Here is a 19,327-nt window from a genome sequence, read left to right as displayed (position 1 = left end):
TTGCATAGATCGCAAGAGCCGTCAGCTACCCGCTGACGGCGCCTGCGCCGAGAACCGAACCGCGCGAAAATTATTTGCCTAACGCTTCGTTCACTTCCTTGGTCACTTGCTCGCCTCCCAAGGCGTTCCACTCTTTGACCATGTTGTCGAAGCCTTCGCCGACGGGCGTCTTGTTCTGGATGATGCTCGTCAACGTCGTGACGACGAGCTCATCCATCGAGCTGCCGCGCTCGATCTCGGTCGGCGTCGGGGCCCCGAGATACGCATCCCATACGACTTGATCCGGATACGTTTGACCGACGTAGTCGAACGGCGTATCTTCCGGCCCGAACATCATGCCGATCGCCCAATCGCCCGCTTGCATCAGCTCCCAGAAGCCTTTGCCGGAGCCGGTCAGCTGATCCGTCGTCCCGTCCGCGATCGCCTTCTTAATGTCCAGATGCGCCTGCAGATCGATCATCGGATCGAGCAAATACGCCGGCGTCATCAACCAGATGTCCGAGATGCCGTGCTCGCTGTCCGTGAAATACTTCGTGAAGTCCCCTTTCTCCCCGAAGAGATGCTCCACGTGAATGTTCATCATCTTGATCAAGTTTTCGGGGCTCTTCGTCCCCTTCTTCACGGCCATCCATCCGTCCGCGGCGATCTTGAGCGGGATCGCGGCCGGCGCTCCCGTCGCCGTCGGCAGCGGCACCGTAATCCACTTCGCGTTCGGGTCGTTATCGACGGTCTTCTTCGCCGTGTACGCCATCCAGTGCGGACCGTAGAACATGCCCGTCTTGCCGGACACGACGGATTCCATCGACTTGGCGTTATCCTTCGTGCCGAACTCCTTGTCGAGCAGTCCTTCGTTGTACATCTTCTGAAGCAGGTTGAGCGCGTCCTTCATCTCAGGTTGGACGACCCCGCGAACGGCCTTGCCGTCCTTCTCGATCCAATTGAGCGGGTACGCGCCGAACGCCCAGAACAAGCCCTGCATGTTATAGCGGAAGTTGTTGTCGATCTGCAGCCCGAACGTATCCGCTTGGCCGTTGCCGTCCGGATCGTTCTTCGCGAAGGCGACGGCGATCTTATACACGTCGTCTATCGTCTTCGGCCGCTCGAGGCCGAGCTTCGTCAGCCAATCCTCGCGAATCCACAGGTGATTGTATCCGTTCGTCGAGGGCATCTTCATCGGAATGCCGTAGATTTTGCCGTCATACGTCGCGGGCTCGAAGACGCGATCCGTCTCGCTTAACACGATGCTCTTCAGCAAATCCGATCCGTGCGTCTCGAAGAGCGGCCCCAGCTCCTCGATCGCCCCCGCTTCCATCAGCTGCTTCATGTCCGCGGCTTGCGTCACTTGGAAGATGTCCGGCAGATCGGCCGAAGCCATCGCCAGCTTAAACTTCTGATCGTACGCGGTGCTGTCGGACAACATCTGGTATTTGACCGTCACGCCGAGTTGTTCTTTGAACAGGCGCGTCCACCGGTTGTCTTCCAGCGTCTCGCCCGTGGCCGCTTCCAGCTTGGCCACGTTCTCGTTCGTCGCGCTGAAGTTACGGCCGAACGTATAGGTGATCGATTGCGTCCCGGACGAATCCGAGGATTCGGTACCCGTGCCGGAATCGCCGCCGCCCTGCGTACACCCGACCATCGTAAATACCGTTGCCGCGGCCAATAAAGACAACCCCAATTTGTTCGCCATGCGAAAATACCTCCTCTTTTTCGTACGAGACGTAACCCTTCGCCTTGAATATTTACCATATAAAGCATTTTCATTAAGCGCTTTCAACTGAGATCATAGCAAAGTCATTTTGGATATACAATAGGGATTTCAGTCGTATTTTTATTGTATACAATTAATAAAAACCGCGCCGTTGTCGGATTTTTCCCGCTCTTCCTCCCTTGCTTCGACGCCCGTCGCCCGCCTTCGGGCCGTTCCTTCCGCATTCGACAACGTTCGCATGCAAAAAAATGCCCTCGTCCGTCCGGACGAAGGCATTTTCTAAATAAAAATATTTTTGGGAGCTATGGAGCCACCTCGATTTTCCGAAGCTGCTTCAGGCCCTCTTCGAACGGCTCGACCTTCAAGACGAAGGAGAAGCGGTCGAGGTCGAGACATTTCTCGAAATCGGATTTCGGGGCGGACCGCTCCGAGACTTCCCCCTCGAGATCCATGAAGCTGCCGGTGCGGCCTTCGCCTTCGCGCAAGTGGCGGACGATGCGCTCGAAGTCGTTCGGCTTGCCCTCCAGTTCGTTCTTGATGTACTCGGCGCACAACGTGTCCTCGTCCGCCGGCGACTTCGCGCCCAGCCCCATGCATACGAGCGAGACCCGCTCCGGCTTGCGTTCCCGGATGTAGCGCACGATCGCTCCCGCGTTCACGAAGCTGCCGGTGACGACCTCGTCGGCTCCGCCCGCGTTCGCGATGCCCTGCGTGCCCGCGCTCGTCGTATGCACGACCGTAAGTCCCGTGAAGTCGGCCCGCTCCGCGTGCGTCGGCGAATTGCCGAAGTCGAAGCCGGGCTGAATGACGCCGCCGCGCTCGCCCATAAGAATGTAGGACGGATTGTCGCGCTTCAACCGATAGGCGGTCTCGATGTCGCCGACCGGCACGATCCGGTAGGCGCCGCGTTCGGTCACGTAGCAAGCCGTCGAGAACGCGCGGAACACGTCGATGACGACCGTCAGTCCTCTCGCCTGCTTCGCGCCTTCGATCAGCTGCAAGATGTTGATTTCCATCGGTTCGGCTCTCTCCCTCGCTTGACGTAGTGTACCGCCTATTATGAAGGATCGGTTTTGTCCCGGTCAACGCATTGTTGAGGGACTACGCCGGCTTGGCCGGCGGCCGGTCGGTTGCGTCAATAGGTACGGCGGAGGTTGGCATAAGCGGCGGCGGATGGCGATAGAGATGTACAAGTGTTTGCAGGCCGTCGCTGCCGGCGTCCTTTCTCTCCCGGCGTATCGTAGAAAACGATCGACGATAGCCAAAAAAACGACCGCCGCCCTCCGAGGAGGTCAACGATCGTCGTTGCGGTCAAGCGCGCAAGCGACCGATTCACCAAGGGAGCGCAAGCTTGCCCATGACGGTCGGACGGCTCGCGCCGGTCGCGGACGGCAGGTTGTTCGCGACGCCGTACAGGAAGTCGTTGCCGAGCATCGCGAAGATGATCGCTTCCTTGGCGTCGTCGTCGAAGCCGAGCGCGCGCGAATTCGTGACGCGCTGCTCGGGAAGCAGCTCCGCCAGCATGCGGAGCAGCGTCCGGTTATGCGCGCCGCCGCCGGTGATTATGACTTCGCCGATCTCGCAGCGAGGGAAGACGTCCCGGCGGTATGCGTGCGCGATCGTGCGCGCCGTGAACGCCGTCGCCGTCGCGACGATGTCCGCGTCGCTCAGCCCCCTCGCGCGCGCCGCCTCCAGGAACGCTTCCGTATACGCCTTGCCGAACACCTCGCGGCCGGTCGACTTCGGCGGCGGCAGGTCGAAGTACGGATGGCGCATCAGCTCGTCGACGAGCGATTCGTCGGGGCGGCCCGAAGCCGCCCAAGCGCCGCCGTCGTCGAACGTCCGCGCGCCGCTCGACAGCCGGAAGACGGCTTGGTCGATGACCATGTTGCCGGGTCCGGTGTCGAACGCGAAGACGTCCTCCGGGCGCGCCGCGGCCGGCAGCGCGGCGCAGTTGCCGATGCCGCCGACGTTTTGCAGCAGGCGGCCGACCGTTTCGCTTCGGAACAAGAGGAAGTCGCCGTACGGCGCGAGCGGCGCCCCTTGGCCGCCGACCGCCATGTCCGCCGGCCGGAAGTCGCCGACGACGAGCGCGCCGGTGCGCTTCGCGAGCACCGACAGATCGCCGATCTGCAGCGTCGACCGCGGCAGGAAGGCGTCGCCCGGCGTATCGGCCGGGATATGCCAGACGGTCTGGCCATGCGACGAGATCAGGTCGATGTCGTCCATCGTCAGCCCGGCGCCGGCGACCGCGTCGATCGCCACGTCCGCGAAGAGATTCGCGAGCCGGAAGTTCATGCCGCAGACGGCGGCGACGTCGGAGCGCTCCACCGTGCACAGGTCCTTCAGCCGCTCGCGCGTCTTATCGTCGTAGGGACGGCTCTCGTAATGGACGAGCTCCGTCTTCGTCGCGAGGCCGCTGCCCGAAAGCCGGACGACCGCCGCGTCGATGCCGTCGAGCGACGTGCCGGACATGAGACCGACGACGAGCCGAGACGGCTTCGACGTGTAGGCGCCGATCATCGGGTCTCCCCTCGCCAGCCGGCCGGGTACGCGTCGCCGAGCGACACCGGCAGGGCGCCGCGGAACGGGATCCGGCCAAGCAGCGCCTTCGCCGCGCTCATGAGCGACAGCGGCCGGTTCTCGTAGACGGCGACGTACCCGTCGACGTCCGGGAACAGCGCGAGATCGTACGGATTGCGCAGCGCCGCGACGACGAGCGGGAGGCCCGTCGCCTGCAGCTCGCGCACGAGGCGCGCCTGCGCGGGATGGAAGGCGGCGTTATAGACGCCTACGACGAGCTGCGCCCAGCCGCCTTCGCGGGCGAGCGCCGCGAGGGCGGCGATCCGCGCCTCCGAAGGAGCGGAGTCGACGACTTCGTCGCGGCAATCGAGCCCGAGCGACGCCAGCGCGGCGCCGAGACCGGCGGACGCGCGCACCGCCTCGTCCGCGATCGTCTGCGCGACCGCCGCGACGGTGACGACGAGCGTCCGCGCGTCCTGCAACGGCAGCGCGCCGCGCTCGTTGCGCACGAGCGTGACGCTGCGCTCGCTGATGTCGCGGGCGACGGCAAGATGCGCCTCGCTTCCCACCTCGTCGAAGGACGCCGCCGGTGCCCCCGACGCGGTCAGCACGCCGCGCGCCGCCTTCAGCCGCAGCGACCGCCGCGCGGCCGCTTCGATGCGCTCCGGCGGGATGCGCCCGTCCGCTACCGCGGCTTCGATCGCCGCCAGCGCGCCGCGCTGCAGCTCGACCGTGTGGCTGACGAGCACCTGATCGGCGCCGGCCGCGACGGTAAGCACCGCCGCTTCGCGCGTGCCGTAATGGTCCGCGATCGCCTTCATCTCCATGCAATCCGTCGTGATGACGCCGTCGAAGCCGAGCTCCTCGCGGAGCAGGCCCGTCAGCACCGCCGTCGACAGCGTCGCGGGCAGCCCGTTCGGCTCGATCGCGGGGAAGCGGACGTGCGCGGTCATGATCAAATCCACGCCCGCTTCGATCGCCCGCCGGAACGGCGCCAGCTCGACCCGGTCGAGCCGCTCTCGGTCATGCCCGACGAGAGGCAGATCGAGATGCGAATCGACGCTCGTATCCCCATGGCCGGGGAAGTGCTTCGCCGTGGCCGCCACTCCGGACGCCGAATACCCGCGGATCGCCTCGGCGCCGAACGCGGCGACGCGCTCCGGCGACTCGCCGTACGAGCGGACGCCAATGACCGGATTCGCCGGATTGTTGTTCACGTCGAGCACCGGGGCGTAGTTCATGTTAATGCCGAGCGCGCACAGCTCTAGGCCGGCGACGAGCGCCGCCTCGTACGCGAGCGACGGGTCGTCGGTCGCGCCGAGCGCCATGTTGCCGGGCATAAGCGCCACGCCCTCCGTCAGCCGCGCGACCATGCCGCCTTCCTGGTCGATCGAGATCCACAGCGGCGGCACGCCCGCCTCCGCCGCGGCGCGCTGCAGCGAGGCGGTCAGCCGCGCCACCTGCGCCGGGGATTCGACGTTGCGCGCGAACAGGATGACGCCGCCGATTCTCCCTTCCGTAATGAGCGACCGCAGCTCCTCCGGAACGTCCGTCCCGTGGAAGCCGACAAGCAGCATCTGACCGATCTTGTCCCGCAGCGTCATCCGCGAGAGCAGCGTCTCCTCGTTCACTCGCCTCATCTCCCTAATATCGTAAATACGCCTTTCTTCGTTCCGTCCAAGCCGCCGCGCCGTGCGACCAAGCCTCCAGCACGCGCGCCAGGCCGTCCTCGCTCGCGATCGAGAGGCGCACGTCCTCTCCGCCGGCCAGCGAGTCGATGAACGGACGCATCCCTTCCTTGAACGGCGGCAGCCACGCGAAGTCGTCCGGATACAGCCGAGCTACTGTATGCAGCAGCGTAAGGCCCGTCCGCACCGCCTCGTACCGCGCCGGCTCCGTCACGAACAGCTGCACCCCGCCGCACAACGCGCCTGCATGCTTCGAGAACGTCGGCGTCGCATAGCTCGGATGGAAGCGGACGCCGGGCAAGCCGTACTCGTTCATCTCGTCCGCGAGCCGTCGGCCGTCGAGCCACGGCGCGCCGATCCACTCGAACGGCCGCGTCGTGCCGCGCCCCTCGGACAAGCAGGTCCCCTCGAAAAAGCAAGTGCCCGCATACACGCGGGCGGTATCGATCGTCGGAATGTTAGGCGACGGCAGCACCCACGGCAGTCCCGTCTCCGGGTATTCCATCGCGCGCGTCCACCCTTCCATCGGCACGAGATCGACGTCGCAGCCGATGCCGAGCGCGTCGTTCGCCATCAGCGCCGTCTCGCCGATCGTCAGCCCCGTGCGGACCGGCATCGACCAGGCTCCGACCATCGACTCGAAGCCCGGCTCGAGCAAGCCGCCCTCGACGCGCTCCCCGCCGAGCGGGTTCGGGCGGTCGAGCACGAGCAGCGGCTTCCCGTGCTGCGCGCATGCGCGCAATACGTACACCAGCGTCGAGCCGTACGTGTAAAACCGCATTCCTAAGTCCTGAATGTCGAACAGCAGGACGTCGACCTCCTCCAGCGTCGACGCGTCCGGCGCCTTACGCGGGCCATACAGACTGTAGACCGGCACGCCGGTCGCCGCGTCGACGCCGTCCTCGAACCGGTCGCCCGCTTGCTTTTCGCCGTATAACCCATGCTCGCAAGCGAATAACGCGGTCAAGCGCGCCCCGGGCAAGCTCGCGCAGACGTCGATCGCCGTCCGGAAATCCGCCGTTATGCCGGTCGGATTCGTCACGAGGCCGATCCGCTTCCCGGCGAGCCGCGGATCGCCCTGCCGCGCCAGCCGCTCCAATCCCGTTATGACTCGTTGCATGCCGATTCCTCCCCTTGTCCGTCCGAATCCGGTACCGAGCTCCGGTGCCGAGTCGCTGCGACTTGTACGCATCTTCCGGTTCCGGATCGAATCCGAACGTCTTCCGCGCCTATCGCTGTCGAATCGCGCGGCGGCTCTCTTCCAAATACGTGACGGCCGAATCGTAATTCCGGCTGGCGACGCCGATGTACAAAATGTCGACGACGTTCAGTTGGGAAATCCGGGACGCCATCGCCCCGCTTCGAATTTCCGTCTCGGTGGAAGAGGTGAACAGCGGAATATCCGCCGTTCGGCTGACCGTGTTGTCGCCGTACTTCGTAATGCTGATCGTCGTGGCGCCATGCTCCTTCGCGATCGTCAGCGCCCGGATGATTTCGCTCGTCTCGCCCGAATAGGAGATGCCGACCGCGGCGTCGTCCGCCGTCATCGTCACCGCTGACGTCAGTTGTACATGAGGGTCCGGGAACGATAAACTGGTCTTATTGATGCGAAGGAACTTCTGCTGCGCGTCCATCGCGATCAGGTTCGACGCGCCGACGCCGAAGAAGAAGATGCGCTTCGCCCCGTTCAGCGCCGCCACGGCCCGTTCCACCGCCGCCGCGTCCACGATCTTGACCGTGTCGCGTATCGACTGGATGTTGTTGTTCGAGACGCTCTCGATGATCGATTGAATCGAATCGTTCGGTTGTATGTCCGAATAGCCTGTCGCGGAAGACTCGTGCTTGCGCTCCTGCAGGTCGCCCGCGACCTTCAGCTTCAATTCTTGGTAGCTCTTCACGCCCAGCGACTTGCACAGACGCACGATCGCCGCTTGGCTCGCGCCGCTGTTCGCGGCGAGCTGCGCCACGGACTGCTCGATCATGTCCTGCGGGTGCTCCAATATGTAGGCAGCCACCTTGCGCTCGGACGGATTCACTTGGTCGATCACTTCTCTGATTCGCACTAATCCGCCGTTCAAGCTCTTCACCCCCTCGAAATTTCGATGCCCCCGGAAGCTGTTCATGTATATCCTACTTCATATGATACCGCTTTCGAAAAGCTTTGTTGACCCCATTATAGAATTGGTGAAAATTAATTTCAAGATAATATTTGGTCATGAAATTTTATTTTACAACTCGTTCCCCCATGACTTATACTCAAGGAAAATGTTACGGAGGATGTTACCATGGCGTATACGCTCGGCATCGACGGCGGCGGCACGAAGACGGAGCTCGTCGCGGTCTCGGAAGACGGCTCCTTGCTGTATCGCGCGGCGGGCGGTTCCACGAATCCGCACGCCGTCACGACGGCGGCCGCGATCCGGGAGCTTCTGGCTTTGTTGGAAGCGGCCTTCGCTGACGGTCGACTCGCAGGGCGCGAGCTGACCGGCGTCTGCCTCGGCTTGTCGGGCGTCGACCTGCCGGCCGAACGGCGCGCGTTCGAGGACGCGCTCGGCGGCTTCCTGCGAGAGCGCCTCGGCCGGGACGTCCCGTTCGCGCTGCTGTCCGAAGCCGAAATTTCGCTGATGGCCGCGGTCGGCCAGCCTAACGGGCTGCTCGCCGTGTCCGGCACCGGTTCGATCGTCTACGCCGTCGAGCCGGACGGCACCCGGCACCGCGCCGGCGGCTGGGGTCATCTGCTGGGCGACGAGGGCAGCGGCTACGCCATCGGCGTCCGCGCGTTGAAAGCGGCCATGGCGTCCTACGACGGCACGATCCCGCCCACGGCGATCGCTCCGATGCTGCTTGCTGCGCTTTCGCTTCGGGAGCTTCCGGAGCTGAAATCTTACATCTATCAGCCGTCGATCGCCAAGGCCGACATCGCCGCGTTCGCGAAGCTCGCGATCGACGCTTGCGAAGCCGGGGACGCGGCGGCAACCGAGATCGTCCGCGCCGAAGCCGAAGCGCTCGCCGCCACCGCGGCCGGGCTGCTCGACCGGCTCCCCGCGTTCGCCGCGGAACGAGTCGCGTTCGCCGGCTCCGTCTTCTGCTCGTCGGCGGCATTCCGGGACGCCTTCGCCCGCGCGCTCCGTGCGCGTCATCCCGGCGTTCGCTTCGAAGCGCCGGCCGAGGGCGAGCCGCGGACGCCCGCCGAGGGCGCCGCCCTGCTCGCGCGGTCGCGCTATTCATCAAGTCATGGGAGGGATCCGCGATCATGAACTCCGCTTCCGCTTCGTCGCACGAGGTATTGAACCGTCTCGTGACGGAACAAGTCAACGACCGTACGAAGACGCTCGGCGAGCTCGACTCGGAGCGCATCATGCTGCTCATTAACGACGAGGACCGGCGCGTCGCCGACTGCGTGCGGGCGATCATTCCGCAGATCGCCGCATGCGCCGATTGGGTCGTCGACGCGTTCCGCCGCGGCGGCCGGCTGTTCTACGTCGGCGCCGGCACGAGCGGCCGCATCGGCATTCTCGACGCTTCGGAATGCCCGCCGACGTACGGCACCGATCCGTCGCTCGTGCAGGGCATCATCGCCGGCGGCTTCCGAGCCGTCAAGGATCCGGTGGAAGGCGCCGAAGACAGCGCCGAGACCGGCGCCGCGGACATCGACGCGCACGGTATCGCCGCGGCGGACGTCGTCGTCGGCATCGCGGCCAGCGGCCGGACGCCGTACGTGCTCGGCGCGATGCGGCGCGCGAAGGAGCTCGGCGCTCGCGTCGTGGCGCTGTGCAACAACGCCGACACGCCGATGGCGGAGATCGCCGATCTGAAGCTGGAGGCGGTCGTCGGCCCGGAGGCGATTCACGGCTCGACGCGCATGAAGGCGGGCACGACGCAGAAGATGATCCTTAATCTGATCACGACCACCGCGTTCGTCCGCTCGGGCAAGGTGTACGGCAACCTGATGGTCGATCTGAATCCGTCCAACGAGAAGCTCGTCCACCGCGCCAAGCGGATCATCGCCCTCGCGACCGGCGCCGGCGACGACCGCGTCGACGCCGCCTTCGAAACCGCCGGCCGGCACGTCAAGACGGCGATCGTCATGCTGCTCGCGAACGTCGACGCGGACCGCGCGAAGGCGCTGCTGCAGCAAGCCGACGGCTTCGTCCAGCGGGCGCTGGACCTGCATCGCCGCGCATAAAAAGAGGCTTTCCCCCCGATATAGGGTGGGAAAGCCTCTTTTTTTTTGGGGGGCGTGCGCGCGCGTGCGGAGGAATCCTCCGCATATGCCGGCCGGATAAGCGCAAATCCGCGCTTGTTAGCGGCGTTTTCCGCTTAAATCGGCCGGCTAACCGCGAATCCGCGCCTATTAGCATTAGCGGATTTCTCCGCTTAAACCCACCGGCTAACAGCGAATCCGCGCTTATTTGCGGAATTTTCCGCCTAAACCCGCCGGCTAACCGCAAATCCGCGCTTATTAGCGGATTTCTCCGCTTAAACCCACCGGCTAACCGCGAATCCGCGCTTATTTGCGGAATTTTCCGCCTAAACCCGCCGGCTAACCGCAAATCCGCGCTTATTAGCGGATTTCTCCGCTTAAACCCCCACCGGCTAACCGCGAATCCGCGCTTATTAGCGGAGTCCTCCGCCTATACCCGCCGGTTAAGCGCAAATCTGCGCTTATTTGCGGAGTCTTCCGCCTATACCGGGGCCGCCTCAGGCTCGCTTCGCCCGGCGTCGCATCCTCACATCGGGACGTCCCGGATCGCGCCAGCCATCTTCGCGCCGGTGAAGTTCAGCGCGCTCGTATTGACGCCCCGCAAATCCGCCTCGCGGAAATCCGCGTGCATCATCGACGCTCCCGCGAATTTCGCGCCGCGCAAGTTCGCGCCGCGGAAGTCGACCCCTTGCAGGTCGGCTTTGGAGAAGTCCGCGCCTTCCAAATTCGCGCCGCGGAACGAGGTCCGGACGAGGTAAGCGCGGACGAAGTTCGCCCCCGGCAGCGCCGCGTCCTCGAAGCTGCTGTCCGTCACCGTCGCATCCTGGAACGACGCGCCGGGGAGCCGGCATTGCTGGAAGCCGATCTCGAGCAGCACCGACTTCGTGAAGACGGGGTTCGGCAGCTCAAGGTCGGCGAAGCTCATCTTGGAGATGTTGATCCGGGTTCCGCCCGGTTCGCCGAACAGCCAGCTCAGATGCCGGCTGAGCGCGTTCGTCAAGCGGAAGCCCTCCGCGGAATAAGGGGCGGTCTTATGATTGTCGTGCGAATCTCCGGTTCGTTCCATGCTGTCACACCTTGCTGTGTCGAATATTGTCGCAATTTGCAGTAACGTTATTGTACTAAATCGAGCGCCGTTGCGAAACGATAATTGGCGCGTCTTTTTCATTCCAAGTTCAGGGTCGCTCCGAGGCCCGCTATTTTCGGATTTGTTCCAGCACCGAACCCCCTAAGACGAACCTATACTCGAAGTGGCTCCCCGTCAGCCCGTCGATCCGGACGCCGCCCGTCTGCGCCGACGCCGTGTGCACCATCCGGTCGTTGCCGATATAGATGCCGACATGCGCGATCGTGTCGTCCGCGCCGGCGTACGCGTCCGGAGTGACGCCCCGGTACGCGCGGAAGAACAACAGATCCCCGGGCCTCGCCGAGGCCAACGTCGTATACGAACGGGCGGAAAATTGCCGCACGTACAACGCCTGCGACCGCGAATCGAGCGGCAGATCCATGCCCAGCGCGAACAAATACGCCCAGCGCGCGAAGTCCGAGCAGTCGAAGGTGGACGGCTCGTTCCGGTCGGAGCCGTATTCGTACGGCGTGCCGAAATACGAAGTCGCCGTCGAGACGACGTTCGACACCGCTTCGCCGGCGCGATCGGCGAGCCCCGGCGACGGCCATACTTGGCGCAAGCCGGACGCGTTCAACGCTTGGAAGTCCGTCGACTCCACGCCGAGGTCGCCCTGCCGGAACTCCTGGTCGTGCTCCAGCAGCCCCGGCTCGTCCGCCCGATCGTCGGTGCCGATGACCGTACCTCGTCCGTCGCCCGAGCAGCCCGCCAGCAGCGCCGTCGCGAGCAGCGCCGTCAGCGTCGTCTTCCCTAACCTTAGCATGAAAAAGCATCCCTCCCCTCATGATGTGGGAATAGGATGCTCCGAAAACCGAATTTCCTTCCATTTCCGGCCGAAGCCAACGTATCGCCCGCAAACTTAGTCGGCCTCCGCCGGAAACGACAGAATAAATCGAGTACCCCGCCCCGGCACGCTGTCCACCTCGATGTCCGCCTCCATCGCTCTCAAGATGCTGAAGGCGACCATCGTACCGAGCCCCGTCCCCTTGTCCTTGGTCGTATAGTAGGGCGTCCCCAGCAGCTTGAGTTGGTCTTCGTCCATCCCCTCGCCCGAGTCCTCGATGATCAATACGGGGCGGCCGTCGACCCGCAGCAGCCGAATCGTAAGCCTACCTCCGGCCGGCGTCGCTTCGATCCCGTTCTTCATTACGTTAATCAGCGCTTGATGCAGTCGATTGCCCTCGCCCCGCACGAACAGCTCCTCCGCGGACGGAAGGACCTCTACGGCGATGTTTTCCATGCTGGCGAACGGCAGGATCACCTGCACGATGCGTCGCAGCTCCGCGTTCAACTCCAGCGGCTCGGCTTGCTCGAGCGCCGGCTTCGCGAACGTCAAGTAGTCCGTAATGATGCGCTCCGCCCGATCGAGCTCCTCTAGGCTCAAATCGAAGTATTGTCGGCGCTTCTCTTCGCCCAGCGTCGCATCCTTCAAAATTTGCATGAATCCGCGCGTGACGGTCAGCGGGTTTCGGACCTCGTGAGAGATGCTGGCCGCCAGCTGGCTGACCGTCTTCAGATGCTCCAGCTCTCGGAGCTCCTGCTCGACGGCCTGTTCGAGCTCGATCCGCTTGAGCTGTTCCTCCAAGAACTTCCGCTTCGTAATATCCCGGAGATGAACCGCCCAATATCGGACGAGACCGATCCGGTCCCGAACCGGCGTCAGCGTCAGCAGCATCTGATATTCTTTGCCTTGATCGGTCACGCGAATCGTCTCCATCGTCGCTTCGTCGTCGCCGCCTCCGGCGAATACGCGCGTCACGAAGTCGTTCATCTGCGTCACGAGATACGGCGGAATCGAGGGACACTGCAAAATATGGAACCCCTCGAGTTGATCCTTCCGCCAGCCCAGCAATTTGGAAAACGAGCCGTTCGCCAGTGCGATCGTCGCGTGCTGATCCAACACCAAGATAGGATCGCTATGGCTTTCGATGAACGAGGCGCCGATGGCGTCGAGAGCGGATCCCTTCCGAGGCTCGTCCCCCCGCGCCTCCGCCGGCGTCATATATACCGACACCCCCGTCGTACGTCCTTCAACGACATGCGGCGCCATCCGGATGCGCATCTCTTTAAAGCCCCCGCCGCGGCCAAGACCGATCCCCATATCGAACGTGCGCGCTTCTCCTCGCTCGACCGCTTGTCGGAAATAATAATGGAACATCTCGAACTCTTCGGAGCGCAGCGCTTGCCGGTACTGCGTCCGCCGGACCTTCCGTTGCTCTTCGCTAAGCAGCTCGCGCGCCGCCGGGTTGGCGTACGCGATATATCCTTCCGCGTCCATAACGAACACGGCATCCGGATGCCGCTCGAATAGTATCTCGTAGCTCACGTTCAAGGATGTTCCCTCCGACAAGTAGTTCACCGTATAGTTAGAAAATTATACCACATGCCAAAAAGGACGCCTGTTCGCAGCGCCCCTACTTTTCAAAGCTATTCGTACGTTACTGCAGCTGTACCCGGTCTTCGCGGATCAGTTCGTGAATCGCCTTCGGCGGAATGCCCGCGTTCCGATGAATATCCAAAATCGTCTCGGACGGATGCCGCAATATATAATGTTTAATCCGCCGCACCTCTTTCGCGCGCGAAGCCGCGCACGCCGGACAAAACGGGTGTCCCGGCTTCCTCAAGACTAGCTTGCCGCAGCCTTTGCAATTTTCCACATTCAACATCCGACTTACCGCCTCTCGTCTCGAAATGCAGCGAAGGCTCGGCTTCGCTCGTTACGATACAGTTCGGCGTTCGGCGTCGATTTCTGGGGGTACAAGCCGGAAGAGGAAAATGTTTCTCGCCGAGCGACGGCTTCCGTCGATGCTCTTCCCGTTATGATTTACGCCAGCTTCGGAAACGGCGGTCCCGCCAACGCGTCGCCCGCCTGGAGCCCGTCGACCCGGTCGCATAAAATATGCGGCTTGCCGTTGTACGTCGTGCCGTCGATCATATAGATGACGGCCAACACGCGCCGAGGCCGGTCGGTCGTATTCGAGTGCGCATAATGGAACGTCAATCCGTCGTGGAACGTGCAGCTGCCCGCTTTCATGCGGACGACGACCGGCTGGGCGGACCGCGCGGCCTCGCTCTGCTCGAATTCGTAGATGTCCTGCGGATTCACAAGGTCGATCGCGTCGAGCTTGCCGACCGAGCGCGAGCCCGGCACGAACATCATGCAGCCGTTCGCCTCGGTCACGTCGTCCAGCGGCAGCCACATCGACAGGGCGCCGGGCTCGTTCATCGGCCAATACGGCAAATCCTGATGCCACGGCGTCGGCTTCGAATCGCCCGGCATCTTAAACAGCAGATGGTCGTGGAACAACCGGATGCCGCGCCCGCCCGTCAGCCGATTCGCGATCCCCGCGAACCGCTCGTGCAGCGAAAATTTCGCCATCCCCGCGTGGTCCATCCACGTGTTGAACCGCTGATTCAACACGCGGTAATAGCCGCGGTTCTCCTTATCCGGCTGCATCGATTCGGACGTCTCCATCGCCATGACCTCGTCCGCGTACGCGCGCAGCTCCTCCAGCTCCGACGGCGACAGGACGCCGTCGATTTGCACGAAGCCGTTCTTCTCATAGAAAGCGACCTTCTCCGCGGTCGCGAAGTCCGTCTCGTTCATCTTCATCCCCCGTTCTTCATACCAAGATCGATAACGCCCGCCGCATCGCCGACGCCATCGCCGCCGGATATCGCTCCGGGTCCCGCACGCGCAGCAAGCGCGTCTCGGACGACGCCGGCCCCGGCGTCCATCGCGTCCGTCCGGATGCATCGCACCGCACCGTAACCGGAACAAACTCGAAGACATGCTCGGCCAGCCGCTCCCCGAGCCCGACGAGCTCGCCGGACTCCGTCGCCGCGAGGCCCGCCGCGTGCAGAATGCCCGCGGTGCAGTACATCCCGCGCTCCTGCTCGCCGAAGGCCGCCAGCAACGGCTCGTCGACGGGACGCGACAACGCCGCGAGCCACGCGGGATCCGAGGAGCGGCCGAGCGCGTACAGGAAGTAGTTCTGCAGCCGCGCGGACAAGCCGGAGAAGACGTCGCCCTGTCGGAACGAGTAGAAAGACCCGTACGCCGACGTGCCCCACCGCTTCGTCTCCGCGCACGGCAGCCAATAGAGCGGGCACGGCAGCGCGAACATCGCCGCATAGGCGGCCGGATCGAGCGACACGTTATGCTCCTCGAGCATGAGCTCCGGGTCGTTCGTGCCGAGGCCCGCGTTCAGGTACACCGCCCGGCACCGGGCGGCGAACAGCTCCGGCGCCTGTGCGGCCGCCGCCGCGACGTCGCGGCACGAGCCGACGACGTGCACGACGGCGGGCGACGGCGACGACTCGAGCGCGCGCAGCAGCGCCGCCGGCGAGCCGACCGCGACCGGCGGCGCGACGCCGGCGATCGCGCCGAGCTGATGCGCCGCCTGGATCGCCGGATCGCCGAAGCCGCGCGCCGGCTCCCACTCGATCCATTTGCCGTACGGCGGCGGATCGAGCGACACGAGCCGCAGGTCGTACCGGCCGGCGGCGGCGAGCGCGTACACGCAGGCGGCGTCCCAATGGTCGTCGGGGTCCATGTGCGGGTGGTACAAATCCGTCATGTGGATGACCGGTACCGGCGCGACCCCCGCCTCACCCATACGCGACCTCGTCGTACCACGGCGGCTCCTCGCCGAACGCCGCCGCCCGCTTGCAGAACGGCGTCATCCTCGCGAGATCGAGTCCGTTCATGAGGCACAGCGCCATCGCGCCGGCCCAAGATACGACGGACTCCCCCGCTGCCGGCGTCACGGTCTGACCCGGCGCGCCGACCGCCCCGCCGGACCTCGCGACGAGCCAATCCGCCGCGTCGCCCATCGCAGGCGTCGCCGTCTGCCCGTCGCAGACGCACAGCACGACGCGCGCGCGCCGCTCCCGCGCATACGAGGCCGCCCGAAGGAACGTCTCCTCGCCGAGCGAGGCGTCCATCCACAGCGACGAGCCCGGATACAAGCGATGATACAGCCGCTGCAACCGACGCGTCGTCAGCTCGCCCTCCAGCCATACGTCGCGCAGAAACACGTGATTCGCCGTCATCCAAGACGACGCGCTCTCGTCCGCGACGCCGACATAGTTGACGTCCGCCTTCATCCTTGCGGCCGCGACCGCGAGCCGCGACGCGCCTAACACGAACGTTCTAGACATCTCGCACCGCCCCTCGCTCGACCGCCAGCTCCTTATAGTACAATCGGTACGTCCACAAGAAGTCTTGCTCCTTCAGCTCCGACACGGTGACGGCGACCGGCAATACGCCCGGCGTATACAGCCAGCCGTAAGCATCCTTAAACACGCCGCCGTTATGGTTGCGCTCGAAGCCGGTGTCCTCCGCGCCGAACTCGTACACGGTGCGCCAGCCGCCCTCGTTCCGCTCGAAATCCGCCCGCGAAATCGCGCACACCTGCGTATACGACGCGATGAACCCCGGCGTGCGCACCCGGTCGAACGGCGTCCCCTCCCGCGTGAGGTAGTACGTATCCGTCTCCCGATCCCATACGATCGTCGGGTTGTTGAACACGGGCTCCCCGTCCGTCGGCGCGCCGCCGCGATCCGTAATGCCGCCCTCGTGCATCGCGACCTCTTCCCCGACGACCGGCGCGTCCGCGTCGCCGAAGTCGAAGTCGCGCCAAAACACGCGCCCCCGCAGCGAATGCTTCTCGTACTCGTGCACCGTCTGCGAATACAGCATGCGGAATCGTCCCTTGCCGTCCAGCGACACGACGCTCGCCTGCCCCGCGCCCCAGTGGAACGTCTCGTCGTACGCGACGACCGGATTCGCGTCGTACTTCACGTAAGGACCGGCGATATCTTTCGCGAACGCGACGCCGACCTGGTTATGGTAGCAATAGTGAATGTCGCAGCCGAGGTACACCATCATCCACGAATACGTCTCGCCCCGGTAGCGGAACTCGCCCTTAATCACATCCGGGTCGCACACATGGATGCAATCCCAATCGAGCCGGCTCGGCTCGAGCGCCCGGAATTTCTCCCCGAACGTCCACCGGCCGCCCGCTAGCGTCCCCTTACGGGCATAAATATCGTCGATGACGAGCCCCGGCACCGTATTCGCGCAATAGAATACATAAGACGTCGTATCGTCCACCCGCACCGGCGACGGACAGTAGTTGTAGATGCCGTCGTCGTCGCCGAACAGGTTATACGCTTTCTCCACCGAATCACCCTTTCAAGGATCCGACCATGAAGCCCGTCACGAAAAACCGCTGCAGGAACGGATACACGAGCAGAATCGGTACCGTGCTGACCACGATGGCGGCCATGCGGATCGTCTGCACGCTGATCTGGCGCTGTACCTGCGGCGGGACGAACTGCGAATTCGAGATGACGTCGGCTTCTCGGATCATTTTCATAAGAAACAGCTGCAGCGGCATGAGATGAGGCTTCGTCGTGAAAATCATCGCGTCGAAGAACGAATTCCAATGGTGGACCGCGTTCCACAGCGCCACCGTGGCCAGCACGGGAGCGGACAGCGGAATGAACAGCAGGAGGAAGATGCGAAACTCCCCCGCCCCGTCGACGGTCGCCGATTCATGAATTTCCTCCGGGATTTCCCGGAAGAACGCGTTCAGAATGATCATGTTGAACACCGAAAACAGGCCGGGAATAATGTACACCCAGAACGTGTTGATAAGGGCGAGACTCTTGAGCACTAAGAAATACGGAATGAGTCCCCCGCCGAAAAACAACGTAAACAGATGAACCCAATAATACGGCGTCCGTCCGATCAGGTTGTTCCGCGACATCGCGTACGACACCATCGCCGTGAAGAAGACGCTCGTCAGCGTGCCGAGCACCGTCCGCCCGATGCTGACCTTGAAGCCCGTATACAGCCTCTCGTCCTGCAGCACGACGTTATAGTTCGCGAGACTGAAGTCCCTCGGGAAGAAGTACACGCCGCCTCGCATGTAGTCGTTGCCGTCGTTCAGCGACCCGATCAGCACGAAGAAGAGCGGATAGACGGTCAGGAGGCAGAACAGCGTCAGGAACGTATAATTGCATATCGTGAACAGGTCGACTCGCTTCGCTTGATACATAGAGCGCATGCCCCCCTTCCCTTAGAAAATGCCCCGTCCCGCCACCCGCTTGCAGATCAGATGCCCCGCCACGAGCAGCACCAGCGCGACGACGGATTTGAACAGCCCGACGGCCGTCGTATACGAGTAGCGCATCTGCGTGATGCCGACCTTGTACACGAACGTGTCGATCACTTCGCTGCGGTCGAGATTGAGCGGCGTCTGGAACACCCAAATATGATCGAACGACGAATTGAGCAAATTGCTGACCGACAGGATGAAAAACACGATGATCGTACCCGTAATGGAAGGCAGCGTAATGTGCCAGATGCGCCGGAATCGGCCGGCGCCGTCGATCGTCGCCGCCTCGTACAGCGTCGGATCGATCGTCGTAATCGCGGCCAAGTAGATGATGGAGCCCCAGCCGAGCCCCTTAATGAGCGACGTCAAGATGATGATCGGCCAGAACGCGTCCGCCTCGCCCAGCAGGTTGATCGGTTCGTCCATGAGGCCGATGCCCTGCAGGACCGGCACGACGATGCCGGATTCGACGGACAGCATATTGATGACGATGCCGCCGAAGACGATCCACGAGATGAAATGCGGGAAGTAGCTGATGGACTGCACGATCTTTTTGAACCGGCCGTGCGCGACCTCGCTGATGAGAATGGCGAAGACGATCGGCGCCGGGAAATTGATCAGCAGCTGCAGCAGGTTCAGCCCGACCGTGTTGAGCAAAATGTCTCGAAACATATAATCGTCGATGAATTCGCGGAAGTGCTCCAAGCCGATCCACGGCGCTTCGGTCAGGCTGCGCAGCAGATTGACCGAGTAATCGGCCTGCTTGAACGCGATGACGATGCCGAACATCGGCGCGTAATGGAACGTCAGCACGAAGAGGATGCCGCATAACGCCATGAACTGCAGCTGCCACTGCGTCGCGAATCGATAGATGAGGCTGCGCCTTGGCATCGTTGTCCCCCTCCTTGTACGAGTCCCGCCCGCCGAGGAACGGGCGGGCGGTGCGTTAGG

The 19,327-nt window shown here is 63.5% G+C and carries 18 protein-coding genes; 2 read left to right on the top strand and 16 right to left on the bottom strand.

The genetic code is table 11. From position 1 onward, the window contains the following. Nucleotides 1-70: 70 nt before the first annotated feature. The 6 genes from FE782_RS17920 to FE782_RS17895 form a co-directional block, all read right to left on the bottom strand. Nucleotides 71-1,687: an extracellular solute-binding protein gene (locus FE782_RS17920; RefSeq protein ID WP_138195610.1), complete on the bottom strand. Its 1,617-nt coding sequence runs from the start codon at nt 1,685-1,687 to the stop codon at nt 71-73. Between the two features lie 323 nt (nt 1,688-2,010). Further along, nucleotides 2,011-2,724, bottom strand: a complete 714-nt coding sequence (locus FE782_RS17915) for a 2-phosphosulfolactate phosphatase (protein WP_138195609.1) — start codon at nt 2,722-2,724, stop codon at nt 2,011-2,013. A gap of 316 nt (nt 2,725-3,040) precedes the next feature. After that, on the bottom strand, nt 3,041-4,231 hold the full coding sequence (locus FE782_RS17910) for an anhydro-N-acetylmuramic acid kinase (RefSeq protein ID WP_138195608.1): 1,191 nt from the start codon (nt 4,229-4,231) through the stop codon (nt 3,041-3,043). Beyond that, nucleotides 4,228-5,871 carry a beta-N-acetylhexosaminidase gene (nagZ, locus tag FE782_RS17905; RefSeq protein WP_138195607.1) on the bottom strand — a complete coding sequence of 548 codons (1,644 nt, stop codon included), beginning with the start codon at nt 5,869-5,871 and terminating at the stop codon, nt 4,228-4,230. The genes FE782_RS17910 and nagZ overlap by 4 nt, the downstream gene beginning before the upstream one ends. Before the next feature lie 4 nt (nt 5,872-5,875). After that, nucleotides 5,876-7,039 carry an exo-beta-N-acetylmuramidase NamZ family protein gene (locus tag FE782_RS17900; protein ID WP_138195606.1) on the bottom strand — a complete coding sequence of 388 codons (1,164 nt, stop codon included), beginning with the start codon at nt 7,037-7,039 and terminating at the stop codon, nt 5,876-5,878. Nucleotides 7,040-7,148: 109 nt separating this feature from the next. Then, on the bottom strand, nt 7,149-7,997 hold the full coding sequence (locus FE782_RS17895; protein WP_138195605.1) for a MurR/RpiR family transcriptional regulator: 849 nt from the start codon (nt 7,995-7,997) through the stop codon (nt 7,149-7,151). A 207-nt stretch (nt 7,998-8,204) separates the two neighbouring features. Here FE782_RS17895 and FE782_RS17890 point away from each other — a divergent pair, with 207 nt between their 5' ends. Next, on the top strand, nt 8,205-9,176 hold the full coding sequence (locus FE782_RS17890; protein ID WP_138195604.1) for an N-acetylglucosamine kinase: 972 nt from the start codon (nt 8,205-8,207) through the stop codon (nt 9,174-9,176). Continuing rightward, nucleotides 9,173-10,105, top strand: a complete 933-nt coding sequence (murQ, locus tag FE782_RS17885) for an N-acetylmuramic acid 6-phosphate etherase (RefSeq protein WP_138195603.1) — start codon at nt 9,173-9,175, stop codon at nt 10,103-10,105. The genes FE782_RS17890 and murQ overlap by 4 nt, the downstream gene beginning before the upstream one ends. A 544-nt stretch (nt 10,106-10,649) precedes the next feature. On the opposite strand, the gene FE782_RS17880 is transcribed toward murQ, so the two are convergent. The 10 genes from FE782_RS17880 to FE782_RS17840 all read right to left on the bottom strand — a co-directional run bounded on the left by FE782_RS17880 (nt 10,650) and on the right by FE782_RS17840 (nt 19,267). Next, nucleotides 10,650-11,189: a pentapeptide repeat-containing protein gene (locus FE782_RS17880; RefSeq protein WP_158299444.1), complete on the bottom strand. Its 540-nt coding sequence runs from the start codon at nt 11,187-11,189 to the stop codon at nt 10,650-10,652. Nucleotides 11,190-11,319: 130 nt separating this feature from the next. Further along, nucleotides 11,320-12,012, bottom strand: a complete 693-nt coding sequence (locus tag FE782_RS17875) for a C40 family peptidase (RefSeq protein ID WP_138195601.1) — start codon at nt 12,010-12,012, stop codon at nt 11,320-11,322. A gap of 96 nt (nt 12,013-12,108) precedes the next feature. Further along, a complete protein-coding gene (locus tag FE782_RS17870; RefSeq protein ID WP_238392550.1) occupies nt 12,109-13,575 on the bottom strand; it encodes a PAS domain-containing sensor histidine kinase in 1,467 nt (488 codons plus the stop codon). Between the two features lie 112 nt (nt 13,576-13,687). Further along, nucleotides 13,688-13,915 carry a hypothetical protein gene (locus FE782_RS17865; RefSeq protein WP_138195599.1) on the bottom strand — a complete coding sequence of 76 codons (228 nt, stop codon included), beginning with the start codon at nt 13,913-13,915 and terminating at the stop codon, nt 13,688-13,690. Between the two features lie 158 nt (nt 13,916-14,073). Continuing rightward, entirely contained in the window at nt 14,074-14,856 is a 783-nt protein-coding gene (locus tag FE782_RS32340) for a phytanoyl-CoA dioxygenase family protein (RefSeq protein ID WP_158299443.1), read from the bottom strand. A 16-nt stretch (nt 14,857-14,872) separates the two neighbouring features. Then, nucleotides 14,873-15,868: a hypothetical protein gene (locus FE782_RS32335; protein ID WP_158299442.1), complete on the bottom strand. Its 996-nt coding sequence runs from the start codon at nt 15,866-15,868 to the stop codon at nt 14,873-14,875. Further along, nucleotides 15,861-16,412, bottom strand: a complete 552-nt coding sequence (locus tag FE782_RS17855) for a hypothetical protein (RefSeq protein WP_138195597.1) — start codon at nt 16,410-16,412, stop codon at nt 15,861-15,863. Before FE782_RS17855 ends, FE782_RS32335 begins: the two co-directional genes overlap by 8 nt. Beyond that, nucleotides 16,405-17,436, bottom strand: coding sequence for a glycoside hydrolase family protein (locus FE782_RS17850; RefSeq protein WP_138195596.1), 1,032 nt, complete (start codon nt 17,434-17,436; stop codon nt 16,405-16,407). The genes FE782_RS17855 and FE782_RS17850 overlap by 8 nt, the downstream gene beginning before the upstream one ends. Nucleotides 17,437-17,440: 4 nt before the next feature. Continuing rightward, a complete protein-coding gene (locus FE782_RS17845) occupies nt 17,441-18,316 on the bottom strand; it encodes a carbohydrate ABC transporter permease (protein ID WP_158299441.1) in 876 nt (291 codons plus the stop codon). 21 nt (nt 18,317-18,337) lie between these two features. After that, nucleotides 18,338-19,267, bottom strand: coding sequence for an ABC transporter permease (locus tag FE782_RS17840; RefSeq protein ID WP_138195594.1), 930 nt, complete (start codon nt 19,265-19,267; stop codon nt 18,338-18,340). Nucleotides 19,268-19,327 lie beyond the last annotated feature (60 nt).

It is taken from the genome of Paenibacillus antri (assembly GCF_005765165.1).
Taxonomy (GTDB): domain Bacteria; phylum Bacillota; class Bacilli; order Paenibacillales; family YIM-B00363; genus Paenibacillus_AE; species Paenibacillus_AE antri.
This window is presented reverse-complemented; position numbering and strand designations above follow the sequence as displayed.

What these genes read in the sequence shown, in the direction of transcription:
- FE782_RS32340 (WP_158299443.1), bottom strand. Translation starts at nt 14,856, where the DNA reads ATGAACGAGACGGACTTCGCGACCGCGGAGAAGGTCGCTTTCTATGAG.
- nagZ (WP_138195607.1), bottom strand. Translation starts at nt 5,871, where the DNA reads ATGAGGCGAGTGAACGAGGAGACGCTGCTCTCGCGGATGACGCTGCGG.
- murQ (WP_138195603.1), top strand. Translation starts at nt 9,173, where the DNA reads ATGAACTCCGCTTCCGCTTCGTCGCACGAGGTATTGAACCGTCTCGTG.
- FE782_RS17865 (WP_138195599.1), bottom strand. Translation starts at nt 13,915, where the DNA reads ATGTTGAATGTGGAAAATTGCAAAGGCTGCGGCAAGCTAGTCTTGAGG.
- FE782_RS17840 (WP_138195594.1), bottom strand. Translation starts at nt 19,267, where the DNA reads ATGCCAAGGCGCAGCCTCATCTATCGATTCGCGACGCAGTGGCAGCTG.
- FE782_RS17920 (WP_138195610.1), bottom strand. Translation starts at nt 1,687, where the DNA reads ATGGCGAACAAATTGGGGTTGTCTTTATTGGCCGCGGCAACGGTATTT.
- FE782_RS17900 (WP_138195606.1), bottom strand. Translation starts at nt 7,039, where the DNA reads ATGCAACGAGTCATAACGGGATTGGAGCGGCTGGCGCGGCAGGGCGAT.
- FE782_RS17890 (WP_138195604.1), top strand. Translation starts at nt 8,205, where the DNA reads ATGGCGTATACGCTCGGCATCGACGGCGGCGGCACGAAGACGGAGCTC.
- FE782_RS17880 (WP_158299444.1), bottom strand. Translation starts at nt 11,189, where the DNA reads ATGGAACGAACCGGAGATTCGCACGACAATCATAAGACCGCCCCTTAT.
- FE782_RS17915 (WP_138195609.1), bottom strand. Translation starts at nt 2,724, where the DNA reads ATGGAAATCAACATCTTGCAGCTGATCGAAGGCGCGAAGCAGGCGAGA.
- FE782_RS17845 (WP_158299441.1), bottom strand. Translation starts at nt 18,316, where the DNA reads ATGTATCAAGCGAAGCGAGTCGACCTGTTCACGATATGCAATTATACG.
- FE782_RS17875 (WP_138195601.1), bottom strand. Translation starts at nt 12,012, where the DNA reads ATGCTAAGGTTAGGGAAGACGACGCTGACGGCGCTGCTCGCGACGGCG.
- FE782_RS17910 (WP_138195608.1), bottom strand. Translation starts at nt 4,231, where the DNA reads ATGATCGGCGCCTACACGTCGAAGCCGTCTCGGCTCGTCGTCGGTCTC.
- FE782_RS17855 (WP_138195597.1), bottom strand. Translation starts at nt 16,412, where the DNA reads ATGTCTAGAACGTTCGTGTTAGGCGCGTCGCGGCTCGCGGTCGCGGCC.
- FE782_RS32335 (WP_158299442.1), bottom strand. Translation starts at nt 15,868, where the DNA reads ATGGGTGAGGCGGGGGTCGCGCCGGTACCGGTCATCCACATGACGGAT.